This window comes from Crateriforma conspicua (genome assembly GCF_007752935.1).
Taxonomy (GTDB): Bacteria; Planctomycetota; Planctomycetia; order Pirellulales; family Pirellulaceae; genus Crateriforma; species Crateriforma conspicua.
The window spans coordinates 349398-362929 of the sequence record NZ_CP036319.1 but is presented as its reverse complement, the minus strand read 5'-3'; the positions used below and the strand labels follow the sequence as shown (position 1 = coordinate 362929).

The 13532-nt window shown below is 57.6% G+C and carries 7 protein-coding genes; 3 read left to right on the top strand and 4 right to left on the bottom strand.

The window, feature by feature from the left end; all coding sequences use genetic code 11:
- Positions 1-96: 96 nt before the first annotated feature.
- Positions 97-2082 carry a DNA mismatch repair endonuclease MutL gene (gene mutL / locus Mal65_RS01435; RefSeq protein WP_145292982.1) on the top strand — a complete coding sequence of 662 codons (1986 nt, stop codon included), beginning with the start codon at positions 97-99 and terminating at the stop codon, positions 2080-2082.
- A 150-nt stretch (positions 2083-2232) separates the two neighbouring features.
- Here mutL and Mal65_RS01430 read toward each other — a convergent pair whose 3' ends face one another.
- Positions 2233-3246: a Kelch repeat-containing protein gene (locus Mal65_RS01430; RefSeq protein WP_145292980.1), complete on the bottom strand. Its 1014-nt coding sequence runs from the start codon at positions 3244-3246 to the stop codon at positions 2233-2235.
- Positions 3247-3254: 8 nt separating this feature from the next.
- Positions 3255-4274 carry a VanZ family protein gene (locus tag Mal65_RS01425; RefSeq protein ID WP_145292978.1) on the bottom strand — a complete coding sequence of 340 codons (1020 nt, stop codon included), beginning with the start codon at positions 4272-4274 and terminating at the stop codon, positions 3255-3257.
- Positions 4275-4677: 403 nt separating this feature from the next.
- Between Mal65_RS01425 and Mal65_RS01420 the strand changes: the two genes are divergently transcribed.
- On the top strand, positions 4678-6030 hold the full coding sequence (locus tag Mal65_RS01420) for a Gfo/Idh/MocA family protein (protein ID WP_145292976.1): 1353 nt from the start codon (positions 4678-4680) through the stop codon (positions 6028-6030).
- A gap of 69 nt (positions 6031-6099) precedes the next feature.
- A complete protein-coding gene (locus Mal65_RS01415; protein WP_145292974.1) occupies positions 6100-9144 on the top strand; it encodes a CRTAC1 family protein in 3045 nt (1014 codons plus the stop codon).
- A gap of 44 nt (positions 9145-9188) precedes the next feature.
- Here Mal65_RS01415 and Mal65_RS01410 read toward each other — a convergent pair whose 3' ends face one another.
- Together Mal65_RS01410 and Mal65_RS01405 are read right to left on the bottom strand one after the other, a co-directional pair.
- Entirely contained in the window at positions 9189-11030 is a 1842-nt protein-coding gene (locus Mal65_RS01410) for a tetratricopeptide repeat protein (protein WP_165701000.1), read from the bottom strand.
- A gap of 174 nt (positions 11031-11204) precedes the next feature.
- Positions 11205-13472 carry a CRTAC1 family protein gene (locus Mal65_RS01405; protein WP_231131257.1) on the bottom strand — a complete coding sequence of 756 codons (2268 nt, stop codon included), beginning with the start codon at positions 13470-13472 and terminating at the stop codon, positions 11205-11207.
- Positions 13473-13532 lie beyond the last annotated feature (60 nt).

Sequence of the window (13532 nt, the reverse complement as noted above, 5' to 3'; positions counted from 1 at the left end):
AGCGATATTTCAGCCATCCGGGGCTCCGCCGTTTCACCGCCGTCGAATCACACGAAATCGGTTGCCACTTGGCATCCTTGCGGTACATTCAGCGGCATGACATCCATCGCCACAACGCCACCGGTCATCCGTCAGTTGCCACCGAATTTGGTCAACCAAATTGCGGCGGGCGAAGTGATCGAACGCCCCGCATCGGTCGTCAAGGAACTGCTGGAAAATAGCATCGATGCGGGCGCCAAACGGGTCGAACTGACCATCCAAGGCGGCGGCAGTGAACTGATCCGGATCAGCGACGATGGATGCGGCATCGCCGAAGCGCAGATGCCGCTGGCGGTGACCAGCCATGCGACCAGCAAATTGCCGGACGACGAAATGCTGTTTCATGTCGGCACGCTGGGTTTCCGCGGCGAAGCTCTCGCGTCGATTGCCAGCGTGTCGCAAATGACGATCCGCAGCCGTCCCGCCGACGCCGACATCGGCAGCGAATTGAACGTCCGCGGCGGCGTGATCGAAGGCCCGGCCCCCTGTGGTTGCCCGACCGGCACGGTGATCGAAGTCAAAAACCTGTTCTTCAATACTCCCGTGCGTCATAAGTTCCTGAAAACAACGCAAACCGAACGGGGACACATCACCGAAGCATTCACGCGGTTGGCCCTTGCCAATCCCGACGTCCATTTCGTGTATCGGCAAGGCGAAAAGCTGTTGCACGATTTGCCGCCGACGGTTCGCTGGGCAGACCGGATCGCGGCATTCTTCGGTGCCGAGATTGCTGAATCACTGATTCCGGTCCACAGCGATGATTCGGCCATCGGTATCGACGGATTCGTTTGTGATCCGTCGGTCAGCCGCGGCAACAATCGGATGCAGTACCTGTTTCTAAACGGTCGACACATCCGCGACCGTTCGTTGCAACATGCCCTGGGTGAATCCTATCGCGGCATGTTGATGGTCGGACGCCAGCCGATCTGCTTTCTGCGTTTGACCATGCCGCCATCGATGATCGATGTCAACGTCCACCCGACCAAGCAAGAAGTGCGTTTCACCGATGGCGGACGCGTTTACAGCCGTCTGTTGCAAACGCTTCGCCACCATTTTTTGACCAGCAATCTGACCCAACGCGTGGGCCCACCCGCACCAGTTGAACCACAGTCATTGCCCAACAGCGGCAGTGAATCCGTGATGGGCATGTCGGTCAAAGCGGTGGACCAGCAACGTCAATCCGTTATCAATTGGGCACAAACGGGCCAAGATTCCACCAGCACCCCGGGCCCGATTCCGGACTTTCGTCCGTTTCCATCCGGCGGCGTTTCGACCGGGTTGCCAAGCAGCCCAACCGTCAACGGGTCCACCGAAACTCCGGTGCAAGACGTCGCCACGGACACGCAGGCGTCCACGGACGACGTTGCCCCGTGGGACGGTGACGATCCAAGCACTCCGGTGCAATTGCCACGCGATACGACCGAAGCGGGCACCGCGTCACCGACGGTCAGCTATCTGGGTTCCCAGGTGCACAACCGGTACTTGGTCACGCAAGACGAAAAGGGCATGGTCGTCATCGATCAACACGCCCTGCACGAACGCGTGTTGTACGAACGGGTTTGCCAGAAAGTCTTGCACAGCGGACAACGATTGGAAGCCCAACGTTTGTTGGTCCCCGAAACCATTGCCCTGACTCCCGGTGAACACGCCGCGGCGTTGGAAGTTCAAGAAACGCTGGCACAGATCGGTCTGGAAATCGAAGACTTCGGCGGCGACACGATCGCGATCCATTCCTATCCAGCCATGTTGCCCAAACGCCCGCCGGGCGAAATGCTGCACGTCGTCTTGGAATCACTGCTGGGTGCCGGCAAGCAACCCGATGCCAAAGACCTGTTGAACCACCTGTTGGCGACCATCGCATGCAAAGCCGCGGTGAAGGCCGGAGATCCGTTGACCGGCGAAGAAATCACCAGCCTGCTGGAACAACGCGACCTGTACCACGAAACCCATCATTGCCCCCACGGACGCCCCACCGCGTTGTTCTTTAGTCTGGATGAACTGGATCGCATGTTCGGGCGACTGGGCCCCCGCAGCCGAAACTAACTCGCAGCCGAAACTAACTCGCAGCCGAAGCTAACTCGCAGCCGAAGCTAACTCGCAGCCGAAGCTAACTCGCAGCCGAAGCTAACTCGCGGCCGAAACTAACCTGCTGGCAAACCTGATTCCCAGCGATCCGCCCATGCTGGACCTTCGTCAGGGCAAGCGCAGCCGTTCAATCGACGTCAACTCCGGACCGCCGCCACGATTTCCGCTGCCCGACGCGGTGTATAAGAATCCGTCGGCTTCAACAAAGCCGCTGCCGTGACGCCCACGGTTCATCGACGGCCAATCCGACCATTTCTGTTGGCCGGTGTCCCAAGCTTCGACTTCGTCGTGCGCCGTTTTTTGGTCACCACTCTCGCCACCACCGACCAAGACCTGATCGCCCCACGTCATCGCCATGTTGCCCGCGCGGGGTGTCGGCAAATTCGGACATTGATCCGGCGGCAGCCAAGACATCGTTTTGAAATCAAACACATCCGCTTGATCGACGGTCAAACCGAAGACATTTTTTTCGCGTTGATGAGTCGTTCGTCCACCGATCGCATACAGCCGATTGTTACACACGACTGCTTGAAAATGATCCCGTGCGTGGGGTGCGTCGGGCAGCGTTTCCCAGTCGCCGGTTTCCGGATCGTAGCTGTCCAGCCAAGGCTGAAAACCGTCAATGTGACCGTTGGTGATCCCGCCGACCAAATAGATTTTCCCGTTGTAATAAACCGCTCCGGCACCGCCGCGTCGTCGCGCCGTTGGGATCGGATGCAGAAACCGAAACTCATCTTCTTTCGGGTAATAGGCGACCACGCGTTCCAGCGGTGTTTCACCGGGGTACCGCCCCGTCATCGCCCCCATCAAGTAGATCACGTCGCCGACCACGACCGCTTGGAAGTGATGCAATTCCATCGGTGTGGGTGACATCGCCGTCCAACGACGAGTCGCAGGATCGAAGACATCGACCGGATTGATCCGCCGACCACCGATCAAAAACACCTTGCCGTCATAGGCGGCCAATGCGGCTTCGTGACGCGCCGTCGGCTGACCTTCTGCCTGAACGGTTTCCCATTGCCAGGGTGATTCCGCATTCACAACACCGCAGCCGTGCAATGCCGCGATGAACAAACAGCACCCGATCAATAGGAATGATTTCGGATGGTGATTCGATTTCATGACAGACCTCAATGGGGTGATGGGTTGGAATCAAACTGCAAGCCGATACGGTCGACATACAAAACGGTCGGTTGATCCGGTTGCAGCACTTGCAGACTTAGAAACTTGATCCGGCTTGCATCCAAATCGCGATCATCCGGACCGGCGATCACTTCGTCGCGGTGGATCACCAGATGCGTTTGCTGCCCACGCGTCAGCCGCCAAGTCCGGCGAAAGGTGTCGGCATGATAGTCGGCGTGATGTTGATCAATCACCTTCAACACAAAGTCGAACGATTCCGAAGCGGATTCGTCATCCACCCGAACATCCAATTCCAAGGTGTCAAAGCCTGACCAGTCCGCGGGAACATCGATCAGCGTCGCGGCCGGATGCGGTGATACCGAAAACACAACCTTCATCGACTGTTGGCCGTCGGTCACACCACGCGTCGAATGCTCGACATGACAATCGTCGCAGTGCCAGCGTGCCAAACCTCGCGGCGATTCAAACGAGGCCAGACGCGGAAACTGTGTCCTGACGCGGGCGAAATCCAATAGTTCGGCAACGGGATCTTTCCACGCCAGAAACATTGCAAACACGGCAAGTCCCAAACATCCGACGACCCAGCGCCAGCGATACGGCTGATCCCATTGACGCAGCAACACATACAGGCTGCACCCCGCCACGATCCCCCAACCGTTGGCCAACGCATCGTGAAGCCGCCCGGTGCGTCCGGCCCACTGCTGAACCACTTCCATCGTCGCGCCAAACAGAAACCAAGCGGTCGCGACGATCAGCAGACGAATCCAAACGTGCTGGGAACGGCCACCGATCGGCCACAACCGCCCAAGAAACACCAGCGTTCCCAGTGCCAAACCGCCGAACAGCGGGGCGTGAACCAAATCGCCCAGGGCCGACGATGCGCGACTGTCCATCGGCACCGGCATCAACAACAACCCCACAACGGCGATGACCACCAGCACCCCAACGCTGATCGCGCGGATCAACGAAACGATCGGCAGACGATCCATCGGTGCGGTCGTTTCCATGGTGTTCGATTCCCAAGACGTCCCGTCGCACGAACGATTCGATTCGCACGACGAGTGATCGGTATGTGTCCGCCCCGAAATGCCCGGGTGACCGTGTTGCCTGTCAGTCACGCCAGATTTCAGAGCCCCAGATTTCAGAGCCCCAGATTTTTGGCCCTTCAGTTGCGCCGCGCCGAAGATCTTCTGCGACAGTTCAGCACCCAGCCCCCCATTGCCCCGGGCTCTTGTTAACATGTTCGGGTCGCCCGATGCCCGCCGTCGTCATCGATCTGCCGGTGCAACAGGATACAAGCGGTGTGATCGCATCGTCCATGACGCGTCGTGATCACCGGTGCATTCCGGGCCCCACCTTGCATCTTGCCTTTTTTTGAATTGATTCCCGCCTTTCGGAAGGTACCCAACCATGAATACGTCCCGTCGCCGCTTCCTGCAAACCACCGCTGCGGGTTCCGCCGTCGCAATGTCCGGTCCTTTGCGTGCCGCCGATGACAACGGCAAACTTCGCTTGGCGGCGATCGGCGTCGGTGGCAGCCGCGGTCGATACAACCGGGGACGATCCATCGCGTTGTCTGCCGCGGGATTCGCCAACATGATTGCCGTTTGTGACGTCGACGACTTGCATGCCAAGGAGTTCAACGAAGAACACTTTGGCGGCAAGCTAAACACCTATCGCGACTATCGCGAATTGCTGGAACAAGAAAAGCCGGACGTCGTCACCATCGGCACCCCGGATCACTGGCACGTTCCGATCGCCATCGCTGCCCTGCGCAGCGGCGCGCACGTCTATTGCGAAAAACCGTTGACGTTGACCATCGACGAAGGCAAACAGATTCGCAAGGTCGTGGAAGAAACCGGCAAGGTGTTCCAAGTCGGTACACAACAACGCAGTGCCAAAGACTTGTTCTTGACCGCGATCGCCATGGTTCAAACCGGACGTTTGGGCGACAACGTCAACGCCTATGTCGCGATCGGTGGTGCCCCCGAAGGCGGACCGTTTGACGTCACCGAAACCCCGGAAGACATTGATTGGAATCTGTGGTTGGGCCCGGCACCCGACAAAGGCTATTGCGAAGAACGTCGTCGCTTCTTCCGTTGGTACTTTGAATACTCCGGTGGCAAGATGACTGACTGGGGTGCCCACCACATCGACATTGCCCAGTGGGCATTGGCCCCCGGCGAAACCGGGCCGGTCAAAGTCAGCGGTAAAGGCCAGTTCCCCAAAATTGTCCCCGACGATTACAACTGGGAATCGTTCCTGAACGGTGAAGCATCGTTGCCCAACGGTTACAACACCGCGATGAAGTTCAACATCGAATTGACCTATGAAAATGGTTCGGTGTTGAGCGTCAATGATCACTACACGCGGGAAAACGACAACGTCAACTTCCCCAACGGCATCCTGTTCGAAGGCGAAAAGGGTCGCATCTTTGTCAATCGTGGCAAGCTGGAAGGCCGCCCAGTGGATGCGTTGACCGACGCCGACCGTGCCGAGTTGGATGAAAAGATCACCGAGCTTTGCCACGGCAAGAAGCCCGGTGGTCACATGGGCAACTTCTTTGAATGCATCAGCGACGGCGGACTGCCGATCTCCGATGTCTGGACGCACCATCGCACGATGACGTCGTGCCACCTGTGCAACATCGCCCTGATGCTGGGGCGTGACCTGACGTGGGATCCCAAGGCGGAACGTTTCGTCGGCGATGAACAGGCGAACGCTTTGTTGAGCCGTAAATCGCGCGAAGTCGCCCGCACCTAACGCTCCTCGCCCCGGGAATCGGGCGATCCCCCCGCACTGCCGCCTTGCCGATCGCGTTATGATCACAGCATGAACGGTCCGATCGCCCATCCCCAGCTTTCCAAACCGCATCGGCCACGCACGACATCGTCCTGCGTGGCCGTGCTGTGTTTCGTGTCCCTGTGTTCGTTTTTCCTGTCCGCAAACGTCGGCTGTAACCGTACCGACGAATCGGAACAGACCACCAGCCAACGACGCCCGGAGAGCTTTCGAACGAAGTTCTCCGCGTTAAAGCGAGCCAAGAACTGGGATGCCGCTGACGAACTGGTGCTGTCCGAACTGATCCGCCGCCCCGACGATCCGGATCTGTTGTTGGCCGCCGCCCAGGTGTCGCTGGAACGTCGTGATTGGGATTCCGCGATCGAACGCTTCAACGACCATGGAATCGCATCGGAAAACCAGTCACGCACTATCGCCGATCCGGTATTGCTGCAGTGGTCCCAAGCGTTCTGCAACAGCGGACGCCTGATCGACGCCACCGAAGTCTTGGCCGATCACGCGGAGAAATCTTCCCACTCGGCAGATCTGTACCGACGGTTGGCCGAACTGTATTCCATCGTCGGTGATCTTCACGCCAGCCAAGCTCAGTTGCATCAATTGGTTCGCCAGCGTCAGATCCGTGGCGATGAATTGTATTTCCTGGCATCATTGAAGCAGCGTTACAAGGAAGACCCCAATCTGCTTCGTTTGGCCGATACGCTTCAGCCAGATGATCTACGTCCACAGCTAAGTCAGGCGGTCGGACTATGGATGAGCAAAAAGCCCGACGCGGCTTTGGAGATCACAGCTCCGATCGTCCGAGAACACGACGACTACGCGCCGGCGATCGGATTTCACGCGTTCTTGTTGGCGGAATCGGGACGGCTGGCTGATCTGGCTGCTTTCGCAGCGGATCATCCGCCGACGCAAATCAATCACCCGGATCTTTGGTACGGGGCAGGCATTGCCGCGCTGGCCGGCGGACAATCTGACTGGGCTGCGAAGTGCTTTGCCGAATCATTGTTGGCCGCCGAACATCATTCCCATCTGCCGGCGACGCAGTTGGCCGTCAGCCTCAGCCGTGGTGGTCACGAGAGCTTGTCACAACAAGTTGCCGATCGTGCCAAGATGCTACAAGAATTGTACAACCGCTGTTTGGCATATTTCGAAGAAGGCTTGCCGTCACAAGCCAATAGCATTCGGATTGCCGAGATCCTGTGGCAATTGGGACGTCATGACGAAGCAGTCGGCTGGTCAAAAATCGCCGGGAATCTGCAGCACGATCCGGCCGATGACTTGACCAAACGCCAGGCTGCGATCGAGAAGACACCGCCTCGCCAGCGGTGGGCATCCACCTTGTCGGACTTTGCCCAATCCGTTTCACCACCGGACGAAATCGCATCCCTGGCCACATCGATGACAAAGCCGCGTTCGGATTCGGGCGATGATTTTGGCGAAATCCTGCTCGTCGACGAAACGCAATCCCGCGGTCTGGAATTTCAGTTCGATACGGGCGAACCGACCGGCCAATTGGCGGTGTGGCTGCACCAGATCAACGGCGGTGGGATCGCTGCAGCCGACTTTGACCGTGACGGTTGGGACGATGCTTATTTGTCCCAGGCCGGCAGCGAGCCGCTGAAACCCAGCCCTATTACGGACCAACTGTTCTTGAACCGGGACGGCGATTTTCAACGGGCGTCTCTGGCAACCAAACTGGACGACTATGGCCAGGGGGTTGCCGCTGGCGACATCAACGCCGACGGATTCCCCGATCTGTTTATCGGAAACATCGGTCCCAACCGCATCTTGATCAACAACGGCGATGGCCAGTTCACCGACGTGACCGATGCGTCGGGAATCCGTGGCAGCCATTGGACGTCCAGTGTTGCCATCGCCGACATCAACGATGATGCGATCGCCGATCTGATTGAAATCAATTACTGCGTCTTGGACGACGTTCTGAACCGTCCGTGCCACAGCTACACCGGTGTCCTGGGGGCGTGCCCGCCGGTCGATTTTGACGGGGATCCCGACAAGGTTTGGCTGGGCAACGGCGATGGCACCTTCCGTTTGGATGAATCTTGGTCATCGATTGATCAGGCCGGACGCGGACTGGGTTTGGTGGTCGCCGATTTAGATGCCACCAACCCTGGCTTGGAAGTGTTCGTATCCAACGACATGTCGGCGAACCACTTTTGGCGACGGCAAAACAACGACACTTGGTCGGAAGAAGCCGTGGTGCGTGGGCTGGGCTATGGTGTCGGCGGCCGCGCCCAAGCCTGCATGGGCATTGCCGTGGCCGACCCTGACGCCGATGCCGACTTGGATTTGGTGGTGACCAATTTCAGTGAAGAAAGCAATAACTTTTTCGTCCAGCAGTCACCGGGGCTATTCGGCGATCAGACCCAAGCCAGCGGCTTAAGCGGACCGTCCACACCGGTGTTGGGTTTCGGTGTGGTGATGTCGGACTTCGACGCCGACAATCGGATGGATTTGTTCGTCACCAACGGACACGTCAACCAGCCGATCGATCCTAACGACACGATGGCCCAGTATTCCCAGCTCTTTCGCTATGACCAATCGCGATGGTTTCTGGATCGCCAGACATCCGCCATCAGCGAATCGGCGGCCGAAGACGCACAGGTCGAACACGATCAATCACCCAACGGATACTTTGCCCAAAAGCACGTGGGCCGCACCATCGCGACCGCGGACTTTGATCGCGACGGCAGGCTGGACATGATGGTGGGGCATTTGGGTGAACCCACACGTCTGTTGATGAACCGCAGCCCTCAGCACGGACGTGTCGTTTCATTATCACTGGTGGGCACGAATTCGCATCGCGATGCAGTGGGCGGGCGTATCGAAGTCAAAACCGATCGACGAACCGTGACGGGACACCGCATTGCCGGGTACGGTTACTACTGCACCAACACCTCGGACGTTGGGATGATCATCGGCAAGGACGAAATGATTCAAGAAATCGCGGTCACTTGGCCTTCGGGCATTCAGGACTCGTTCGTCCCCGAACAAGAACCTTCCACGTTCACGGTGATCGAAGGGCAGGGCAGCGTTGCCCGCATCGGTCCTCGCTAGTACCGGCCCTCGCTCATGACAGTGATGATTGAAGCCGGCTGAATTTAGGGCAACGTTGTCTGGATCCGCTCCAGTTTTTCCGCAGCGTTCAGGTGTGCCTCTGCCTTTTTCGGATCGCTGTCCTGGAAATAGAACGCCAACAACTCGTGGGCCGCAATGAAGTCCGGGGAAAGCCGCAGGGCCGTCTCGGCTGCCCGGATACTGCCGTCGTCGTCACCAGCGTTTCGAAGACACAGTGCCAAAATGTAGTAGTCGTTGCTGCGTTGACGCAACTTGACCAATCGCTCAAACGCATCCAAAGCGGTCGCGTTGTCTCCCGCCTTGAACGCTTCGGTACCCAAGACTTCCAACGCGATGGATCGCAAAGCATCGTTATCGGGTTCATCGATCAGTGTCCGCGCCATCTGCTGGGCCACCGGTGATTGTTCCATTTGATCGGCCAACAACATTAGTGCGTTTCGCATTCGACGATCGGCTTTGCCCTTACCAACGGCTTGCATCAAGGTGGTGGACGCGTCGACCAGAGCATCTTGGGCCGGCTGGAACGCCGGATCATTGACGGACAACTCAAGCGTCGCAATCGCTCGCCGACGATCGATCTCTGCTTGGGAAAGCGTGTCGTGGTTCAAGATCGCTTTCAGTCCGCCCTGCGGTCCGGACTGTTTGTCCTGTCGCGGTCGCCCCTGATCGTCAAAGATCCCGATGGTGTGATGATGCAAGGCCGCGTGCACATCACGTGTCGGCAAGCTTGGCATGTGACAGTCCGAACAATCGTTCCGGTTTCTGTCCTGACGCACCTCCAAGTCGACACCACAAGATTCGTTGCTGTGACACTGAAAACAGGCTTCGCGATACATAGCGACGCGCTCGGTCGGTGATTCACGATGATGTGGGTCGTGGCAGGTCACACAGGTCATGGTTTCCGATTCGACGTAGCAACGGCTGTCGTGCAATTGTTCGACATGATTGACGATGCGGTGACTGCCGTCGCCAGAAATGGCGAAATCAGTCCGGTTGGCAACCAGTGTTTCACCCGGTCGGTAATCCCATACGTCTTGGCCGGTCGCGTTGACGTACATTGCAGCTTGCAGGTGGCATTGCTGGCACACTGCTTCGGCCGCATCACGGCTTAGGTTTGCGGGGTTAACGATGGTGTCCTTGACGTCCGTTTCTCGGCCTTCGTCCAGTGCCGTCATCACTTCGGCATGCGTTTGACCGCCCCCGTGGCAACGTTCGCAGCTGATCCGCATTTCGCTCACGCGGAAACGCAATTCGTTTTGCGGATCCGGTTGCGCCTGTCCCACGTGACAGAACACGCATTCCTTGACGATCAACCGCTCAAACGCTTGATGGGCGTTTCCCTCATATCCGGGTGACATGGCCCAGCCGACACCTTCGGCGTACCAAGTCAGCGGCGACTGCATCATCCACCCGTCGACTTCATAAGCCGGCGTGATCCCGTGAATCCCAGAACCAAAAGCAAAATCCATGCGACGCCGCGTCCGACTGATCGGTTCCCCCTCGGTGTCCAACAGCGTTTCCACATGCCACTGTGCATCGCCATCGTTTTCCGCCGAATAGGTTCTCGATGTTGGCTGATGAACCACGCTCGCTTCGGGCAACTCGGTCAAACGGTCGGCCATCGTGAAGCTTTGGAAGTGCGCCGTCTGCACAAAGCTGTCGTACTTGTCCTGATGACACCCGCGGCAATTTTCAATACCGATGTGTCCCGATGGTTTGTCCTGAAGCTTGACCAGTGTCGGTGCCGATCCACTGTCGACCGGCGGAACCGAAAGAGTCGCCTGCCAGTGCATGACTTGTTGGTTCGGCACACCGATCAAGCCGAACCAACAACCCAGCGTTGCACACAACGCCAGCAGGCCCACCCCGAACAATACCCATGGCCGCCACGACCTCGTTTCAACCGGCTGGTGGCTGACGCTTGTGGTTCGGTCGACGCCGTCAGTTACGGCAGATTTGCGAGGCGGGCGTTTCGATCGACGCTGTGACATTCCGGTGCGATTGGATCAACGTGTGACGCGGGTGGATCGGGGATTCGTTCAATGATGATGGTGGTGGTGATGATGACCGTCGTGGGACGAAACAAACGGATGGTGCGGATAGGGCAGCGTTTGGAAGTCGGTGGCGTCTTCGGTGACACGGATGAACTGGTCCACCGGGATATTCGACCAAGATTGCGTCCGCCCACTGGTGGGCCAGTGAACCTCCAACATCGCAATTTCCGTGGCTTTCCCCACACCGACATGTTGCCGAAGCGGATTGCAACCGAAACTGCCGCCGCTGCTGACCGAACGATACACGTGACGTTCAGTTCCATTTTCGCTAAAAGTCAACGATATCCGGGCACCGATCGCACAACGATTCGATTCCGTGCCGACCAACTGAACCGCAAGCCAATGGTTCCCAAAACCCGGGTTTTCAAACAGTGCGTTTCGAAACGGGTCTCCTTTGAACCAGCCACCCAATTCGTGAAAGACGTCTTGGTCGCCATCCTGGTCGATGTCGGCAAACACGACGCCGTGGCCCTTTTGCAAATGCCCGAATCCCCCCGCCGCTGAAACATCCACAAAGCGTTCACCATTCTGATTCAGATACATCAGGTTGGGTGAAAGAGCTTCGAATTCGGGATAGCCGGTTCCCAGATAAAAATCCAAAAAGCCGTCGTTGTTCAGATCGCCGAAATTGCATCCCATCGGCTGGGTCACAACCGACAGCCCGACGTCTTGGCTAACTTCTCGGAATGTGCCATCACCCGCATTGCGGTACAGATGGTCGTGTTCCGATGGGTGGTCTTTGCCCAGATAACTGGCGGCGGTCAGACTGATGTCCTGCCAATAACTGGTCGCAAACAGGTCCAGCGCACCGTCGTTGTTGTAATCCCAGAACCAGACCGGAAATCCCTTTTGCGGCCCGGTCACACCGGCCGCCAATGCGACATCCACGAATGTCCCATCGCCCTGGTTTTGGAACAGTCGATTGGCTTGCTTTAGATTGGAAACATAGATGTCGGGCAGATCATCGCCATCGAAATCGCCCCAGGTCACGGCTTTGCTATAGCCATCGTCGTCCACCCCTGCGGCGGATGCTACATCGATGAACGTACCGTCGTTCTGATTTTGAAACAGTTGATTGGGATGCTGTTCATTCCCGATGTACAAATCCAAATCACCATCGCCGTCATAGTCAGCCCAGGACGCGGTCTGGGTTGGAAAAGCTTCTTCGGCTAGGCCGGAGGGAAATGTCACATCCACGAAACGTCCGCATCCATCGTTCTGCAACAACGAATTTGGATGATTGCCGACATCCATCAGCCAACCGCCACGCAAAAGCAGAATATCCAGATCGCCGTCATTGTCGTAATCGGCGTGCATCAAATTCAACCCACCCAAGATGCCGATCAGATTTGCCGCCTCGGTCTCATCCACAAATCCACCGGCCCCGTTGTTTCGGAAAAAGCGAATTTGCCCGGCCGGATCCCAATCGGAAACCACAACGTCCAGCAATTGATCACCGTTGAAATCGTCAACGATCGCACCGCCGGCCAATGTTGTGATGTCCAAACCCAGGTCACCGGCACGATCCAAGAAGCGTGGAAATTCAACGTCGGCACCATCGGGGATCGGGATCCGCCATTGCGGTTCAACGCCTTCGGGATATTCCCCCAGTGTCATGACCGCAAGATTCAACAACCAACGTGTTGTCATATCATCCGGCTGTTTGCGCAACACTTGCCGAAACAACTCGGCGGCCCTGGTGGATCCCGTGGTGATCGTATGAACGCCGCTGCCACGAATCGGTGCCAAACAGCTATCGATCGTATGATTGGCCAGACAATTTTCGTTTTCTCCCAATCGCAGATACGCCATGCCCAAGTTGAATCGAATCGAAGTATCCACGGCGTCGGGGATTTTGTCGCCGGCCGATTGAGCCAACTTCAATGCTTCATCCAAGGTGACGATGGATCGTTTCGTTTCACCCAAACGCAAGTAGATTTCGCCGGCTAGGGCCAAGGGTTCTATTCGCGCCAGACTTCCCGGCGGCAACTGCTCGGCCTGCTGCAACAGTTCGTTCAAACGATCCTGTTCGCGATGGGAATGGGCCGGCCCCACCGCTTCTTTGATCTGCTGTAACAGTTGCAGCATCGCTTGGTGTCCGACCGGATCTGCCTGCGATGCGGTTTGTTGGTCCGGTGATCCGCCGCATCCGGCAATCAACAGCACCCAACCCAACAGACCGGCGCGAACCGCCACAGCAACCGCGTGGGCTGTACAAACTGCCGCGTGGGGGCACGAATCATTCGACAGCATGACGTACCTGAAAAACGAAAAACGCATCCGGGGCGGAACCCCGTCGGCCACCGCCTGACG